We start from the raw sequence: 16,800 nt of genomic DNA, 5'->3' as shown, positions 1-16,800 counted from the left end.
CAAAATCTCCAGAATGCTCACAGATCGTGCATAATCTGTTCCTTCGGCACTAAGAATGCAAGAACTTTGCGCCAGTTTTGAGCCATAGTTTGCATAGATTGCAATCTCCTCTGGAGGAAAAGAAAATGGGTCCGTTCCCACATGATGCGCCTCCGTCGGAAATCACCGCCGACAATCCGGCCGGCACCGACGGCTTCGAATTCGTCGAATTCGCCCACCCCGAGCCTGAGAAGCTCAGCGAGCTCTTCACACGCATGGGCTATATCGCGGTCGCCAAGCACAAGACGAAAAACATTACCGTCTGGCGCCAGGGCGACATAAATTATGTATTGAATGCCGAGCCCGGTAGCCATGCCGCTGGTTTTGTCGCAAAGCATGGTCCCTGCGCCCCGTCGATGGCCTGGCGCGTGGTCGACGCCAAGCACGCCTTCGATCACGCCGTGTCGAAGGGCGCCGTTCCCTATGAAGGAAATGACAAGGTACTCGACGTTCCGGCGATTGTCGGCATCGGCGGTTCGCTGCTCTATTTCGTCGAGACCTATGGGACAAAGGGATCGGCTTACGAGGCCGAGTTCGATTGGCTCGGCGAGCGCAATCCGAATCCTGCCGGAATCGGCTTTTATTATCTCGACCATCTCACCCACAACGTCTTCCGCGGCAACATGGACAAGTGGTGGGATTTCTACCGCGATCTGTTCAATTTCAAGCAGATCCACTTCTTCGATATTGACGGCCGCATCACCGGTCTGGTCAGCCGCGCCATCACCTCGCCCTGCGGCAAGATCCGCATTCCGCTGAATGAATCGAAGGACGACACAAGCCAGATCGAGGAATACCTGAAGAAGTACCGGGGCGAGGGCATCCAGCACATCGCTGTTGGGACGGAGGATATTTACGAAGCGACCGACCGGCTTGCCGATAACGGCCTGCGCTTCATGCCAGGCCCTCCCGAGACCTATTACGACATGTCCTATGAACGCGTGCATGGCCATGACGAACCGATCGACCGCATGAAGAAGCACGGCATCCTGATCGACGGCGAGGGGGTGGTGAACGGCGGCATGACGAAAATCCTGCTGCAGATCTTCTCCAAGACGGTAATCGGCCCGATCTTCTTCGAATTCATTCAGCGCAAGGGCGATGAGGGCTTCGGCGAGGGCAACTTCCGTGCGCTGTTCGAGTCGATCGAGGCAGATCAGATCAAGCGTGGTGTCATCGGCACGGCAGCGGAGTAAACTCTACGACGTAGTAGAGTTTTCGGGGAGGAGTTGAGCATGGACCAGACATCGATCCAGGCTTCCGACGCGGAAGCGGCGAAGGCAAACAGACTGAAATATATGCCGGGCTTCGGCAACGACTTCGAGACGGAGTCGCTGCCCGGCGCCTTGCCGCAGGGCCAGAACAGCCCGCAGAAATGCAACTACGGCCTTTATGCCGAGCAGCTTTCCGGCTCGCCCTTCACTGCGCCGCGCGGTACGAATGAACGGTCCTGGCTGTACCGCATTCGCCCGAGCGTGCGCCACACCCGCCGCTTCTCGATCGCGTCCTATCCGCTCTGGAAAACCGCACCCTGCCTGGACGAGCATTCGCTCCCGCTCGGTCAGCTCCGCTGGGATCCGCTGCCTGCTCCCACCGAGAAGCTGAATTTTCTGCAAGGGGTGCGGACGATGACGACGGCGGGCGATGCCACGACCCAGGTCGGCATGTCGGCGCATGCCTATGTCTTCAACGAAGACATGGTCGATGATTACTTCTTCAACGCCGACGGCGAACTGCTGATCGTGCCGCAGCTCGGCGCCATCAGAGTGTTCACCGAAATGGGCATCATGGATGTCGAGCCGCTGGAAATTTGCCTCATCCCTCGCGGCATGATGTTCAAAATTCTGAAGAGCGGCGAGCAGGCGGTCTGGCGCGGCTATATCTGCGAGAACTATGGCGCGAAATTCACTTTGCCGGACCGCGGGCCGATCGGCGCCAATTGCCTGGCCAACCCGCGCGACTTCAAGACGCCTGTCGCTGCTTTCGAGGACAAGGAAGAGCCCTGCCGCGTGCATGTGAAATGGTGCGGCAAATTCTATGTTACCGAAATCGGCCACTCGCCGCTGGATGTGGTTGCCTGGCACGGCAACTACGCGCCCTACAAATACGATCTGGGAACATTTTCGCCGGTAGGCGCCATCAGTTTCGATCATCCCGATCCGTCGATCTTCTCGGTGCTGACCGCGCCCACCGAAGATGCCGGCACCGCGAATGTCGATTTCGTGATCTTTCCGCCGCGCTGGCTGGTCGCCGAGCACACCTTCCGCCCGCCATGGTACCACCGCAACATCATGAGCGAGTTCATGGGTCTGATCCATGGGCAGTATGACGCCAAGGAGGAGGGCTTCGTGCCGGGCGGGATCAGCCTGCACAACATGATGCTGCCCCACGGGCCGGATGCGCTCGCCTTCGAAAAGGCATCGAATACCGAGCTCAAGCCGATGAAGCTCGATCACACCATGGCCTTCATGTTCGAGACCCGTTATCCGCAGCAGCTGACGAAATATGCAGCCGAGCTCGAAACGCTGCAGGACGATTACCTCGAATGCTGGGATGGCCTCGAGCGCAAGTTCGACGGAACTCCGGGTATCAAGTGACAGGATCGGTCAAGATCGGCGAAGCTCCCTCCGGCACGGAATTGAGACATGAAACTTGCGACCTTGAAGGACTCCACCAGGGACGGCCGCCTCGTCGTCGTGTCCCGCGATCTGACGCGCTGTTCGGAGGTCGGTCACATCGCCCGCACCCTGCAGGCGGCGCTCGACGACTGGGAGCATGTCGCTCCGAGGCTTCGGCTGGTTGCCGAAGGCATCGAGACGGGGGCTCAGCCGACCATCCGCTTTCACGAACATGACGCCGCATCCCCTTTACCGCGCGCCTATCAATGGGCCGACGGCTCGGCCTATGTCAACCATGTGGAACTGGTGCGCAAGGCGCGCGGCGCCGAGATGCCGGCTAGCTTCTGGACCGATCCGCTGATGTATCAAGGTGGCTCGGACGGTTTCCTCGCGCCGCGAGACCCGATCCTGGCAGCAGACGAGGACTATGGGATCGACATGGAGGGCGAGGTCGCCGTCATCACCGGCGATGTTGTCATGGGAGCCAGCCCCGAGGCTGCGCGCGACGCCATTCGTCTGGTGATGCTCGTCAACGACGTGTCGCTGCGCGGCTTGATCCCGGACGAGCTGGCGAAAGGCTTCGGCTTCTTCCAGTCCAAGCCGGCCTCGGCATTCTCGCCGGTCGCGGTGACGCCGGACGAGCTAGAAGAGGCGTGGGACGGCAGCAGGCTGCACCTGCCGCTGCTCGTGAGCCTGAACGGCAGACCATTCGGCAAGGCAAATGCCGGCATCGACATGACATTCGATTTCGGCCAGCTGATCGCCCATGCCGCCAAAACCCGGCACCTCGCGGCGGGAACGATTGTCGGCTCCGGCACGGTCTCCAACAAACTCGACGGCGGCCCCGGCAAGCCGGTGGGCGAGGGAGGAGATGGCTACTCCTGCATTGCCGAATTGAGAATGATCGAGGCGATCGAAAGCGGATCGCCGAAGACCCCCTTCATGAGGTTCGGCGACCAGGTCCGCATCGAGATGAAGGATCATGCCGGCCATTCGATCTTCGGGGCAATCGAGCAGAGGGTCGGAAGATACCAGGGAGCTGACGGGGGATGAACGAGATCATTCTCTACGACTACTGGCGGTCATCGGCGAGTTATCGCGTGCGGATCGCGCTCAATCTTCTGGGCCTCGATTACCAGACCGTGCCGATCAGCTTGCTCGACGGTGCCCACAGGATGCCCGGCTATCTCGCGCTCAACCCGCAGGGGCTGGTGCCGACATTGATGATCGATGGCAAACCGCTGACGCAGTCGCTGGCCATCATCGAGTATCTGGCCGAGCTCCGGCCGGAATGCGGATTGCTGCCATCGGATAGCCTCGACCGCCACAGAGTGCGCGCCTTCGCATATGCGGTTGCCATGGACATCCATCCGATCTGTAATCTACATGTTGTCTCGCATCTTCTGACGCTGACCGACAAGGCCGAGGCTCGCGAGGAATGGATGAAGCATTTCATCGGCGATGGACTTCGCAAGCTGGAGACCATGCTCGGCGAATCCGATGGCGCGTTCAGCTTTGGGGGCAGACCGTCGATGGCCGATCTCTGTCTTGTTCCCCAGGTCTACAATGCCCGCCGCTGGGGCGTTGATATGACGGATTTCAGACGCATCAGCGACATCGACGCCAGATGCGCCGAACTCCCCGCCTTCCAGGCAGCGCATCCGGACCGTGTTAAACCGTAGCAACTACGCGTCCCGCCAAAAAGAGAATATCGCCGCCTGGCCCAACCGCTTGCCCGTCTCATCGATGAGCTGCCAGACAGTGAAATTTTCGACCCAGAAACGGCGCCCCGATTTCGCGACCCTGAGGCCGCGGCCATTATCGACGAAACCACTGCGCGTGACGGCATCCAGCAGCCGCTGGCGTTCGGCGCGATCAGGCTGCTCGGCCGATAGTCGCGACGGCAGCATGATGAATTCGTCCCAATTATATTCGAAGCAGTTCTGCGCAGTCCGGTTTGCGTAGATGAAGCGCGGGTCGGGCAGTGTATTGTGCGCGAGGACCACGAAAGGTGCATGGCTGTAAAGCCAGTCCGGCCCTTGCCCATCCTCGATAAGAGCGCGGCCGACGATGCGTTTGTAGCTGCCGGTCAAAAGGGCGAAGAAATTTGGATCATTCCTCAGGTCGAGGGCGTGATTGTCGTAGGGGGAAGTCACGAACGGCCTCACTGGTCAAATGTGTCGGTGCAGCCGACATAGCCGATATCAATTGCACGCGTCTATGATGCCTCCAGAACAGCGAAGGGCCGGCATTTACCTTGTCTCATCACTTCTGATTGTGACGCTTGCCAGAAGATTGCCCTTGTGCATTGATCTGACCTGCTGGGGTAGCTGTCAACATTCTCTGCGAAGCTATTGTTCTTCGGACCGTAATTGGCGTCGGCTGGTCGCGAATGAGGCGGGGTAGAGCAGGTCTTCATCATCCGGCTATTCAGACCTGCGAAAGCTATGCTGCGAATGACGACAGGAGAAATACAGGTGCTTGGGGACCGGGGTAGAATGCGGAAATCCGTCTCGTTGATATCGATGCTGCTGGCGTTCGTCGCCCTAGCCGGGGAGGGGCATGCGGCCATTTCCTACGAACGTCTGGAGACCGCGCCGGGAGAGCGCGTCCTGACGATAAAAGGCGTGTTCGAGAGTTCCGACGATGCGATGACGCTTGTCGACGAATATACGCAGTACCAGCCGAGCTATGTCACCTTTGACTCGCCAGGCGGAAACGTGGTCGCCGCGATCAGGTTCGGCCGGGCCCTCCGCCTCCTGAATGCAAAAACGATACAGATCAGAGCCGCCGAGTGCGCGTCGGCTTGCGCCTTCGCCTTCGTCGGCGGCGTTGAAAGATTTGCCGAGCCGGGCTCTATCGGCGTGCATCGGGTTTCCCTGTCCGACGATGTTGCCATCGACAACAAATTGGCCGTCTCGACTGTTCAAGCACTGACCGGCGAGATCATCGGCTATCTCACCGACATGGGGGTAAGCCCCAACCTGCTGCAGCTCAGCCTGTCGATCGACAGCACCGATATACGGTATCTCACCGCTGCGGAAATGCGGGACTGGAATATCAACACGCCCGAGGATATGCCTTCGGCACAGGAAAGCGCGCCGCCCTCGCCAGGCGCCGCACCGCAGGAGAGCGCAACACCCGCCGACATGCCGTCAGAGCCGAGTGATTCCGAGGAGGCGGGCGCACCGGAACCCGGCGACCTGACCACGGAGGCGGTTGATTTCGCAAACCGATACAATGACGAATGGTCGAAAGACAGCGCATCGGCGTTGGCCTTCATGAAGGGCGTCTATGCCGACGAGGTCTCCTTCTTCGGAAACTCGGTCGACAAAGACGCCGTCCTGAAGGAAAAGGCAGCCTTCGCCCAACGCTGGCCGGAGCGCATCTACAGCGTCAAGCCGGGCTCCGTGACTGCCAGCTGTGCCGGAAAATGCGAAATGTCGGGAATTGTCGAATGGTTTGCCGGAAATAGGGACACGGGTAAGACGTCCTCCGGGATGGCCGAATTCTCTTACGTGTGGAACACGGCCTCCCTGCAGATCGAGTCCGAGACCGGAAAGGTGCTCGCCACGGACAAGGGGGCCAAGGCGCCGGATCGGTTGATCCATCAGTGGACAGGACTGGACGACATCTGCCGCACGAGTGTCGATCGCACTGGACCCGAAACGCTGCGGGCATGCAGACGGCGCGACGAACTCGGTCCGCTGCTCAATCGCGCCGACTGGTGCTATGGCGAAAAGGACGAAGCCGAAATAAACTGGGAGTGGCACAAATGCGATGCCAACTCCCGGAGGTACGCAGAGTAGATATTGCCGGTCCGCAGGCAATGACCGCAAAGTTCGGCAGCTTGCCTGAAGGAAGAGATCGGTGAAAACTCATCTTCCTGAGTGAGGCCGAGCATGTCGGAAGGCGAGCATGCCCCATCGAGTGCCGTCTCTTCGGGATCCGACGATCCCGAGAAGCCGGCGGAGCGTTACAAACTCGGCCTCTGCCTCTCGGGCGGCGGCTATCGGGCCATGCTTTTCCATGCGGGATCGCTTGTGAGGCTCAACGAGGCCGGTCTTCTGGCGAAGCTCGATATGATCTCGTCGGTCTCGGGCGGATCCATCGCCTCCGGCCTGCTCGCCTATATCTGGCCCCGGCTGGTGTTCAAGAACGAGGTCGCCGTCAATTTCAAGACGGAATACCTGGATCGCATTCTCGCCCTCAGTCAGGTATTCGCGGATGGCCCGAGCTTCCTGAAGGGCGTGTTCAATCCCTTCTCAAGCGCGGCCGAGGAAGCCGCCAAACTATACGAGCGACATCTGTTCGACGGAAGGTCGCCAACCCTCAGAGATCTTCCGCGCTCGCCCTGGTTCGTATTTTGCGCCAGCAATCTCAGCACCGGTTCGCTCTTCCGGATGTCCAACCGCTATATCGCGGATTACCGGATCGGTGTGTCGTTTCGTCCGGCATTGTCGCTGGCAACCGCGGTTGCCGCTTCGGCAGCATTTCCGCCGGTGCTGTCACCGCTGCGATTGGACCTGTCGCAGTTTTCCTGGAAGAGGGAAAAACTCGATGATACCGTTGGCGAACCAGTCGCTCCGAACCGGGCGATATTAAGCGATGGCGGTGTTTACGACAATCACGGCATCGAGCCCGCGCTGAAACGCTGCGACTGCCTGCTCGTCAGCGATGCCGGCGCGCCTTGGCGCTCCTCGACCCGCGGATACTGGAACTATCTCTCCCAGCTGAAGCGCGTTCTCGATACGACAGACAATCAGGTGCGGTCGTTGCGGCGCCGAGACCTGATTAGCGGCTTCAGGGCTGCAAAACAGGCCGATATGCTTGGCCTCGACGATCTCGCGAAATCGGCGCTGCGCGCAAGAACCCATGGCGTTTATTGGTCGATCGACAGCAAGGATGCCGAACTCAAACCCTACGCCTCTTACACGCTGCCGCCGTCATCGGTCGTTCCCTCCGAGATCGGCACCTACCTCCATTTCCTCGGCGCTGATGAGACGGAGCACCTGACGAATTGGGGGCACTATGTCTGCGATGCTATGCTCAACCGGTTCTATCAACCGCTGCTGGCGCCGTCCTCCGGCCCGCCGTTGGCATCCGGGACGGTGAAACCCTCCTGGGCGGCGAGGGCGAGCAAGCACCTGTTCGACATTCTGCCGTTTTGACGAGAGCCGGAGGTGCCGGGCTACACGACCGTGCGCCACGTCTGCCAATTCAACCGGAAAGTGGCCTTATTATTCCAAGGATCGGGGGGTTACGAACCGCTCGAGATAACCGGTACCTGCCGCGATCTCGTCCCATCCGTCGAGATCGAGGTCAATGACGGCAAGCCCCGCTGTCGGGAACTTCTTCCGCATGCGTCCCACGGCATCGGCATTGCCGTCCGCCACGATAAGCGAGGCCGCATTCTCCATGCCGGGATTGTGGCCGACGATGAGCAGCGTGCGAATGCTAGGTTCGACGGCTCGGATCACATCGAGGATGCGCTCCCCCGACACCTCGTAGATATCCGCCGCTTCGCGTTCGGGGATCTTTTTCGACAGGGCCCCGCGGACAAGCTTCCAGGTTTCCTGCGCCCGGCGGGCCGGCGAGACGAGGGCTAGATCGGGGACCAGCTTTTCGCGCCTCATATAGGTGCCGATAACGGGTGCTGCCTTGCGCCCGCGATCCGCCAATGGCCGTTCATAGTCGGACACACTGTCGGGCCAGGCGGATTTGGCGTGGCGCAGAAGGATGAGGCGGTGTTTCGGCAGCATGGGTTTCGGCGTCGCTTCGTTTCGTGTTGACTCCCGGAGCATGAAGGCCGCCTGCGATACAGTTCGCAAACTAAACGGATGTCACTGGCAGGTCCAGTTGTCTCGTCTTACGTTTACGAACTTGAGCATCCCGCGGACTGGGCGTTTCGCTACTCTTGCGATTGTTTCTCTCCTCAGAGCATTCTCCGGGCACTTGTTAGTGCCCGGACGGCCTCCTGTATCGGGTTGGCCATTTCTTGTGTCGGAAATGGCCAACGCTTTTGACCAGACTTGAAGTCTATTCCTCAAAACACTGAAGAACCGCAATCCTGCTCAGCTGCATCCGCTCGTTGCACCACACGTGTCGCACTTCTCGCAAGTGCCGTTCCGGACCATCGTGAAGTTCTGGCACTCCGAGCACATGTTGCCCGTATACCCCTGCATGATCGAGCGCTGGCGGCGTTCGGCTTCCATCTTCTTGGCTTCAGTCTTCGCCGTTGCGGCGTCGGCTGCCGCCTTGTCGGAGAAGAGGGCGGTGGCGTCGCTGGCGATTTCCTCGAGCACCTCTTCGGCAATCTCCTCGGCCAATTCCTTGGCGCGCTCCTCGTAATCGCGCTTGAAGGCGACGATCTCGGAGGTGGAGACGGCAACCGTCGGTTCCAGCTTGCGGGCAGCGGCACCTGCAAATGCTGTTACCGTGCCGGTGGAGGCGGCGCGGGCAGGGGCTGCGGTGGCCGCACCCTTGGGTTCGCCGACCTGCCGTTCGCCGCCGGTGCCGGGCACCAGCGTCGGCTTGTAGCCGCGGGTCCAGCCGGTGGAGAGCAGGTTGGTCTTGCCTTCCTGAATGCCCTTGCCGAGCGCCGTGTTCGAGAAATCCGACGTATCGACATGCGCGAGGTCATGACGGCCGAGATAGGAGACGGCCAGCTCGCGGAAGACGTAGTCGAGGATCGAGGTGGCGTTCTTGATGGCATCGTTACCGATGACCATGCCGGCCGGCTCGAACTTGGTGAAGGTGAAGGCCTCGACATATTCCTCGAGCGGCACGCCATATTGCAGGCCGAGCGAGATGGCGATGGCGAAATTGTTCATCATCGCACGGAAGGCAGCCCCTTCCTTGTGCATGTCGATGAAGATCTCGCCGAGGCGGCCGTCGCCGAATTCGCCGGTTCTGAGATAGACCTTGTGTCCGCCCACGGTGGCCTTCTGGGTATAGCCCTGGCGGCGGTTCGGCAGCTTCTCGCGTTCGCGCGAAACACGCTCGATCACCCGTTCGATGATCTTCTCGGTGACGGTAACGGCCTGGGCGGCGACCGGCGCCTGCAGCAGCTCCTCCAGCGCATCCTCGTCGTTTTCATCCTCGATCAGCGAGGCATTGAGCGGCTGCGACAGCTTGGAGCCGTCACGGTAGAGGGCATTGGCCTTCAGACCGAGCTTCCAAGAGAGCATATAGGCGTTCTTGCAATCCTCGACGGTTGCCTCGTTCGGCATATTGATCGTCTTGGAAATCGCGCCCGAGATGAAGGGCTGGGCAGCCGCCATCATGCGGATATGGCTTTCCACGGAGAGGTAACGCTTGCCGATCTTGCCGCAGGGATTGGCGCAATCGAAGACCGGCAGATGCTCGGCCTTGAGAAAGGGCGCGCCTTCCAGCGTCATCGCACCACAGACATGGATGTTGGCGGCTTCGATGTCCTTCTTCGAGAAGCCCATATGGTCGAGCAGGTTGAAGCTCATGTCGGCGAGCTGCTCGTCGGAAACCTTCAGCGTGTCCTTCAGGAAGTCGGCGCCGAGCGTCCACTGATTGAAGACGAACTTGATGTCGAAGGCGCTCTTCAGCGCGGCGTTGACGGCTTCCACCTTCTCGTCGGTGAAGCCCTTGGCCTTCAGCGTCGACGGGTTGATCGCCGGCGCCTGGTTCAGGTTGCCGTGGCCGACTGCATAGGCTTCGATCTCGGCGATCTGGCTTTCCGAATAGCCGAGCGTGCGCAGCGCTTCCGGCACGGCGCGGTTGATGATCTTGAAGTAGCCGCCGCCGGCGAGCTTCTTGAACTTGACGAGGGCGAAGTCAGGCTCGATGCCCGTCGTGTCGCAATCCATGACGAGGCCGATCGTGCCCGTGGGGGCGATGACCGAAACCTGGGCATTGCGGTAGCCGTGCTTTTCGCCGAGTTCGAGCGCCTTGTCCCAGGCCGATTTGGCATGGGCGGCGAGATCCTGGTCGGGGTTTTCCGAATGGATCAGCGCGACCGGATCGATCGACAGCGCCTCATAGCCGGAGGTTTCGCCGTAAGCGGCGCGGCGATGGTTGCGGATGACCCTGAGCATGCTCTCGCGGTTCGGCGCGAAATTCGGGAACGGGCCGAGCTCGCCGGCCATTTCAGCCGAGGTCGCATAGCAGACGCCGGTCATGATCGCCGTCAGCGAACCGGCGATGGCGCGGGCCTCAGCGGAGTCGTAGGGGATGCCCGACGACATCAGCAGGCCGCCGATATTGGCGTAGCCGAGGCCGAGCGTGCGGTATTCGTAGGAGAGTTCGGCAATGCGCTTCGACGGGAACTGCGCCATCATCACCGAGATTTCGAGCACGACGGTCCACAGGCGAACGGCATGTTCGTAGTCGCCGATATTGATGCGCTTGGTGGCCTTGTCCTTGAACTGCAAGAGGTTCAGCGAAGCGAGGTTGCAGGCCGTGTCGTCGAGGAACATGTATTCCGAGCACGGGTTCGAGCCGCGGATCGGGCCGCCGGCCGGCGAGGTGTGCCAGTCGTTCATTGTCGTGTTGAAATGGATGCCCGGATCGGCCGAAGCCCAGGCGGCATAGGAAATCGTTTCCCAGAGGTCGCGCGCCTTCAGCGTCTTCATGACCTTGCCGTCCTTGCGGGCGGTCAGCTTCCATTCGCCGTCGTTCTCGACGGCGCGCAGGAAGTCGTCCTTGATCGAGACGGAGTTGTTGGAGTTCTGGCCCGATACCGTCAGATAGGCTTCCGAATCCCAGTCCGTGTCGTAGGTCTTGAATTCGAGATCCTTGTAGCCCTGGCGGGCGAACTGGATGACACGCTGGACGTAGTTCTCCGGAACCTGATCCTTCTTGGCGGCGCGGATCTCGCGCTTCAGGGCAGGGTTCTTGGCCGGGTCGAAGCAATCGCCGTTGTCGCCTTCGCAATTGAAGCAGGCCTTCATGATCGCCTTCAGGTGCCTGGCGACGATTTTGGAGCCGGTGACGAGAGCCGCAACCTTCTGCTCTTCCTTGACCTTCCAGTTGATGTATTCCTCGATATCGGGATGGTCGATGTCGACGACCACCATCTTGGCGGCGCGGCGGGTCGTGCCGCCCGATTTGATGGCGCCGGCGGCGCGGTCTCCGATCTTCAGGAAGCTCATCAGGCCGGAGGAGCGGCCGCCGCCGGAAAGCTTCTCGCCTTCGCCGCGCAGCATGGAGAAGTTGGAGCCGGTGCCGGAGCCGTACTTGAAGAGACGCGCTTCACGCACCCAGAGATCCATGATGCCGCCTTCGTTGACGAGATCGTCCTCGACCGACTGGATGAAGCAGGCATGCGGCTGCGGGTGTTCGTAGGCGGACTTGGACTTGGTCAGCTTGCCGGTGAAGGGGTCGACATAGAAATGGCCCTGGCCGGGGCCGTCGATGCCATAGGCCCAGTGCAGGCCGGTGTTGAACCACTGAGGCGAGTTCGGAGCGACCCGCTGGGTGGCGAGCATATAGGCAAGCTCGTCCTTGAAGGCGGCAGCATCTTCTTCCGAAGAGAAATAGCCGCCCTTCCAGCCCCAATAGGTCCAGGTGCCGGCGAGGCGATCGAAGACCTGGCGCGCATCGATTTCGGAGCCGGTCTGCTCCTCCTTGGGCAGGGTCTTCAGCGCCGCATCGTCGGGAACGGAGCGCCACAGGAAGGAAGGAACGTCATTCTCCTCGACCTTCTTCAGCCGAGTGGGGACGCCGGCCTTGCGGAAATACTTCTGCGCCAGAACGTCGGTCGCGACCTGGGAGAACTGCGCAGGCACGTCGATATTCTCGAGGCGGAAGACGATTGACCCATCCGGGTTCTTGATCTCGCTCGTCGCCTTACGGAATTCGATATCCGCATAGGCGCCTTGGCCGGCCTTCGTGAAACGACGTTCGATGCGCATAGTCTTGACCTCGCGTTGGCGCCCGTCCCCAGGGCGCAAATTTCCTATCCGGCGGCACATTGTCATCGTGCAGCCAGTCTCGTTTCCGTATCGTGACAGGGGTGTCATCCGGAGATGTCCTTCCTGTATCTTGTGGTGATGGTGGCTGCAAACACTAAATATAGTATTAACAGCTTATTATCGCCAGCCCCGATGTCACTTTTTTTGGAGGCAGAAAACCGCGCAGAAATCCTCTCTGGCTTAGGCCGGTTCCGGCACAACAGCCTGATTCTGCGTCTTGTTTTCAAAGGGAACCGGGCTCGTACCTCCGGTCCTGTCGCCGCCGCAACATCAGGAACAGTAAAGTTTGAAACCGCTGATTCCGTCAAGGGCTGGTTTTTAATTGAATGGTAACCACAACATCTTGTGGACGCGCCTGTGGAGATTGGGGAAAGCCGGGGAGCGCTGAAAATACAATGACTTGCGGACGTCGCCGGCTAAGGCAAGTGCCGCAGCGGCAAAAAAGTGTCCTGCGGCAAATCTTGTGATGGCATTTCCGGTGCAAATGCGCTTGCCGATTCGCTGAGGAAATCAGCGCTGTCCAAAGTGCGCCGAGGATGGCGGCGCAATTCGGGTTTGCGGCGATCAGCGCGCGCCAGCGCCCTTGGCGATCGGTTCCTGGTAGGTGAAGCCCATGTCCCAGGGGAAATAGATCCAGGTGTCCTGGCTGACCTCGGTGATGAATGTGTCGACGGTCGGCACACCCTTCGGCTTGGCGTAGACGCAGGCGAAATGCGCCTTCGGCAGCATGGTGCGAACCTGCGCCGCGGTTTTGCCGGTATCCGTCAGATCGTCGACGACGAGCACGCCTTCGCCACCGTTTTCAGTAAGCTCGGGCGCAATTCCCTTGAGCAGCACCATGTCGCCCTGATTCACATAGTCATGATAGGAGGCGATGCAGACTGTCTCGATCAGCCGGATGTTCAGTTCCCGGGAGATGATCGCGGCCGGCACCAGGCCGCCGCGGGTGATGCAGACGATCGCCTTGAAGGCTTGATCGAGGCCGGCAAGCCGCCAGGCAAGGGCGCGCGCATCGCGGTGGAATTGATCCCAGGAAACGGGAAAGGCTTTATCGGGAAGGGACATCGGGCTGCTCCGCGGCATGAATAGAGACGAAACGCCGTTGACCGGCGACCGGACGGCTTCAGCGGCAAAACGCAAATCGCGCAGCCGGAACTGCGCGAGATCGCGAGCTGCTGCGCGAGGCGTGGCCGGGGCTCGAAGCCTTCATCGGTCGCAGCAATTAGCGGGATTTGCCGGTAAAACGCAAGAGGAGCCGCTCATCGCGACAACAGGGTCAGCGCCGTCATTGATTGCAGCAGGCTCTTCGTCGTGCCGCCGAAGATCGCCTGCCAAAGCCGGGAATGGGTATAGGCGCCCATGACGAGAAGATCGATGCTGCTGTCCGACAGCCGGTTTTCGATGACATGCGAGGTATTCCTGTCGACGCTGTGGCCCGTCGCAAGCGTCGTCTTCACGCCATGGCGTGCAAGTGCGGCGGCGATCTCGGCGCCTGATGTGAGCGGCGACTGCAGAGCGGTATCGGCCGGGTCGACCGAAAAAATCTCCACTTCCTCGGCCGCTTTGAGGAAGGGCAGCGCATCGAAGGTCGCGCGCGCCGCCTCCTTCGAGCCGTTCCAGGCGATCAGCACGCGCTTGATCGGCTTCGGCTGGCGGATGACGCAAGGGATCATCAGCACCGGCCGGCCGGCTTCGAAGAGGAAGCCGTCGACGTCGACATGGCTGTCGGAGGGGTTGGCCGGGTCGGCCTGCGATGCGATCAGAAGATCGGCGCTGCGGGCGCTTTCGATCAGCGGTGCAGAACCGTAGCCGGTGGACGTGGCAAAGCTGCGCCATTCCGAGGAGGCGTCGGCGGCCTGCGCTTTGGCGCGAAAGATGCGTTCCACGGCGACCGTTTCACCATGCGCCATATCCTGCAGCGCCTGGACGGCGACGGGATCGGGAATTTCCATCGGCGCCACCAGCGGCACGGCCGGTATGGTTTCGGCATGCAGGCCGATCACGTGAGCACCGCCTTCGGCGGCAACGGCAAAGGCAAAATCGGCAACGGCGGCGCTATTGTCTGCCGTATCGAGAATGGCGAGAATGGTTTTGTAAGACATATCAATTCTCCTTGCGCTGAAATGACGTGCGCGAGGGACGGAATGCACCAGACCGTTCTCCCGTTCTTCCTTGACGGGGATCAAGTCCGGCTTCTCATGCCTCGGCGGAATGGTTTTCTGCGATCTCCTTGTTCCGGCGGATGGCGTCGATCATCGCGTGGACCTCGGCGCCGGCCGCATCGATTGCCGCCTGCGCGCGGCCGCGCACGACGATCTCGGTCGAGAATTTCTGGCCGATATAACGCGGGTAGGAACCGATGCTGGTATCCGGATGCGCTTTCTGGATCGCGGCAAGGGGCGTGCCGATATCTCCTTCGCCATAAGGGCAGGCGATGGCGAGCGAGAGAACCGGCGTGCCGGTCCGAAGCGTCGGCAGCACATTGTCGACCATCGCCTGAAAGACCTGCGGCACGCCGGCCATGACATAGACATTGCCGATGATGAAGCCGGGTGCCGTCGACACCGGATTGGGGATATGAGCGGCACCCCGCGGCATGCGCGCCATGCGCTGGCGCGCCTCGGTGAATTCCATCTCGCGGCGACGGTACATATCGGCCAGCAGCGTCATCGCCGCTTCGTCATATTCGCAGGGCAGGCCGAAAGCCTTGGCGATCGCATCGGCGGTGATGTCGTCATGCGTCGGCCCGATGCCGCCCGAGGTGAAGACGTAGTCATAGCGAGCGCGAAGCGCATTCAGCGCCTCGACGATCGCCTGCTCGTCGTCGGCGACGATTCGCACTTCCTTGAGATCTATGCCTGACAGGGTGAGCAGATCGGCGAGGTGGCCGATATTCTTGTCCTTGGTGCGGCCGGAAAGGAGTTCGTCGCCGATGGCGAGCATGGCGGCGGTGACGACGGTGTCATGGCTCATAGGATGTTCCGTGATGTGAGGCTGGTCAATAGGTAGCGCCCTCAGGCTGCTTTGCAAACACGCGCGCGTAATGCCGAAAAGGATGAGCGATTTCGGACGATACCATGCTCTTTAGAACGAGCCGATGCGTCACTTTCGCGCCAAATCAGAACCGCAAGCGAATTTTCGTCTACGCACGTTGAACACTGAGTTCTCCCGCGCAGGGCTGCCTTCGGCCCTGGGCGCTGGTAGAAATCCGCCGGTTACGAAATTCCCCGCTGTTTCAAGGAAAATGGAAGATGGCGAAAGTTCTCGTTCTTTATTACTCGGCCTATGGCCATATCGAAACCATGGCCTATGCCGTTGCTGAAGGCGCGAGGTCGGCTGGTGCCGACGTCACCGTCAAGCGCGTCCCGGAACTGGTACCGGAAGAGGTCGCCAAGGCCTCTCACTACAAGATCGACCAGGCCGCGCCGATCGCCACCGTCGATGAACTGACGGATTATGACGCAATCATCGTCGGCGCCGGCACCCGCTTCGGCACGGTCGCCTCGCAGATGCGCAATTTCTGGGACCAGACGGGCGGCCTTTGGTTCACCGGCAAGCTCGTCGGCAAAATCGGTTCGGTCTTCACCTCTTCGGCGACCCAGCATGGCGGCCAGGAATCGACCATCCTCGGCTTCATCCCCACCTTCCTGCACCAGGGCATGGTCGTCGCCGGTCTGCCTTACGCTTTCCAGGGCCAGATGGGCACTGAGGAAGTCAAGGGCGGCTCGCCTTACGGCGCCTCCACCATCACCAACGGCGACGGTTCGCGCCAGCCTTCCGAGATCGAACTCGAAGGCGCCAAATACCAGGGCGCCTATGTCGCCCGGCTCGCTGCCAAGCTCGCTTGATCTCGATGCGTAAATGATGAAGGCGCGATGGGCGTGAGCCCGCCGCGCCTTTTTCAGTTTCTCGGGCCAGACGAAACGAGCGGCGCCGACAGTCACTTTCGCGTTAAAATACCTGCCCATTCATTCCGTGGCGCTGCCGGCAGAGCCAATATTATTTTTACGCCCCACGGCTCTTCCCATCGCCCATGACGCAAGATATTGAAAACGCCGCAAGCGGGCGTGGCGAAACTGGTAGACGCAAGGGACTTAAAATCCCTCGGCCTTAGGCTATACGGGTTCGATCCCCGTCGCCCGCACCAGCCTACGCTCTGTGAGCTTCGGCTCGGCGAGCCGAAGAGAGCAGCCAAG

At 60.6% G+C, this 16,800-nt stretch carries 14 protein-coding genes and 1 tRNA gene; 9 read left to right on the top strand and 6 right to left on the bottom strand.

Annotated elements, in window-relative coordinates; all coding sequences use genetic code 11:
* Positions 1-125 precede the first annotated feature (125 nt).
* From hppD to maiA, 4 genes are read left to right on the top strand one after another with little or no spacing between them, the layout of a single operon-like run.
* On the top strand, positions 126-1,235 hold the full coding sequence (hppD, locus tag CO660_RS11130) for a 4-hydroxyphenylpyruvate dioxygenase (protein ID WP_097598718.1): 1,110 nt from the start codon (positions 126-128) through the stop codon (positions 1,233-1,235).
* A 39-nt stretch (positions 1,236-1,274) separates the two neighbouring features.
* On the top strand, positions 1,275-2,636 hold the full coding sequence (gene hmgA, locus CO660_RS11125; RefSeq protein ID WP_097598717.1) for a homogentisate 1,2-dioxygenase: 1,362 nt from the start codon (positions 1,275-1,277) through the stop codon (positions 2,634-2,636).
* 48 nt (positions 2,637-2,684) lie between these two features.
* A complete protein-coding gene (locus CO660_RS11120) occupies positions 2,685-3,710 on the top strand; it encodes a fumarylacetoacetate hydrolase family protein (protein ID WP_097598716.1) in 1,026 nt (341 codons plus the stop codon).
* Positions 3,707-4,339, top strand: a complete 633-nt coding sequence (gene maiA, locus CO660_RS11115) for a maleylacetoacetate isomerase (protein ID WP_097598715.1) — start codon at positions 3,707-3,709, stop codon at positions 4,337-4,339. Before CO660_RS11120 ends, maiA begins: the two co-directional genes overlap by 4 nt.
* Before the next feature lie 3 nt (positions 4,340-4,342).
* Here maiA and CO660_RS11110 read toward each other — a convergent pair whose 3' ends face one another.
* The gene (locus tag CO660_RS11110; RefSeq protein WP_097598714.1) at positions 4,343-4,813 is read right to left on the bottom strand and encodes an MEKHLA domain-containing protein; all 471 of its coding nucleotides are present in this window, start codon (positions 4,811-4,813) and stop codon (positions 4,343-4,345) included.
* Between the two features lie 342 nt (positions 4,814-5,155).
* Between CO660_RS11110 and CO660_RS11105 the strand changes: the two genes are divergently transcribed.
* Complete coding sequence (locus CO660_RS11105) at positions 5,156-6,466, top strand: hypothetical protein (protein ID WP_245421313.1); 1,311 nt, start codon at positions 5,156-5,158, stop codon at positions 6,464-6,466.
* Between the two features lie 93 nt (positions 6,467-6,559).
* Positions 6,560-7,828 carry a patatin-like phospholipase family protein gene (locus CO660_RS11100; RefSeq protein WP_097598712.1) on the top strand — a complete coding sequence of 423 codons (1,269 nt, stop codon included), beginning with the start codon at positions 6,560-6,562 and terminating at the stop codon, positions 7,826-7,828.
* Between the two features lie 69 nt (positions 7,829-7,897).
* Here CO660_RS11100 and CO660_RS11095 read toward each other — a convergent pair whose 3' ends face one another.
* A complete protein-coding gene (locus CO660_RS11095; RefSeq protein ID WP_097598711.1) occupies positions 7,898-8,419 on the bottom strand; it encodes a histidine phosphatase family protein in 522 nt (173 codons plus the stop codon).
* A 312-nt stretch (positions 8,420-8,731) separates the two neighbouring features.
* A complete protein-coding gene (locus CO660_RS11090; protein ID WP_097598710.1) occupies positions 8,732-12,544 on the bottom strand; it encodes a vitamin B12-dependent ribonucleotide reductase in 3,813 nt (1,270 codons plus the stop codon).
* A 114-nt stretch (positions 12,545-12,658) separates the two neighbouring features.
* Here CO660_RS11090 and CO660_RS33270 point away from each other — a divergent pair, with 114 nt between their 5' ends.
* Positions 12,659-12,937 carry a hypothetical protein gene (locus CO660_RS33270; protein WP_176536268.1) on the top strand — a complete coding sequence of 93 codons (279 nt, stop codon included), beginning with the start codon at positions 12,659-12,661 and terminating at the stop codon, positions 12,935-12,937.
* Positions 12,938-13,168: 231 nt separating this feature from the next.
* Here the strand turns inward: CO660_RS33270 and gpt are convergent, their stop codons facing one another.
* The 3 genes from gpt to CO660_RS11075 form a co-directional block, all read right to left on the bottom strand.
* A complete protein-coding gene (gene gpt, locus CO660_RS11085) occupies positions 13,169-13,669 on the bottom strand; it encodes a xanthine phosphoribosyltransferase (protein WP_097598709.1) in 501 nt (166 codons plus the stop codon).
* Between the two features lie 194 nt (positions 13,670-13,863).
* A complete protein-coding gene (locus CO660_RS11080; protein ID WP_097598708.1) occupies positions 13,864-14,706 on the bottom strand; it encodes a universal stress protein in 843 nt (280 codons plus the stop codon).
* Between the two features lie 94 nt (positions 14,707-14,800).
* Entirely contained in the window at positions 14,801-15,577 is a 777-nt protein-coding gene (locus tag CO660_RS11075) for a competence/damage-inducible protein A (protein ID WP_085777877.1), read from the bottom strand.
* 278 nt (positions 15,578-15,855) lie between these two features.
* Here CO660_RS11075 and wrbA point away from each other — a divergent pair, with 278 nt between their 5' ends.
* On the top strand, positions 15,856-16,452 hold the full coding sequence (gene wrbA, locus CO660_RS11070) for an NAD(P)H:quinone oxidoreductase type IV (protein WP_097598707.1): 597 nt from the start codon (positions 15,856-15,858) through the stop codon (positions 16,450-16,452).
* A gap of 213 nt (positions 16,453-16,665) precedes the next feature.
* A tRNA-Leu gene (locus tag CO660_RS11065) sits at positions 16,666-16,751 on the top strand.
* Positions 16,752-16,800: the final 49 nt, after the last annotated feature.

Source organism: Rhizobium sp. L9, assembly GCF_002531885.1.
GTDB lineage: Bacteria > Pseudomonadota > Alphaproteobacteria > Rhizobiales > Rhizobiaceae > Rhizobium.
Note: the sequence above shows the minus strand (reverse complement) of the source record. Positions and strands in the feature narration are given on the sequence as shown.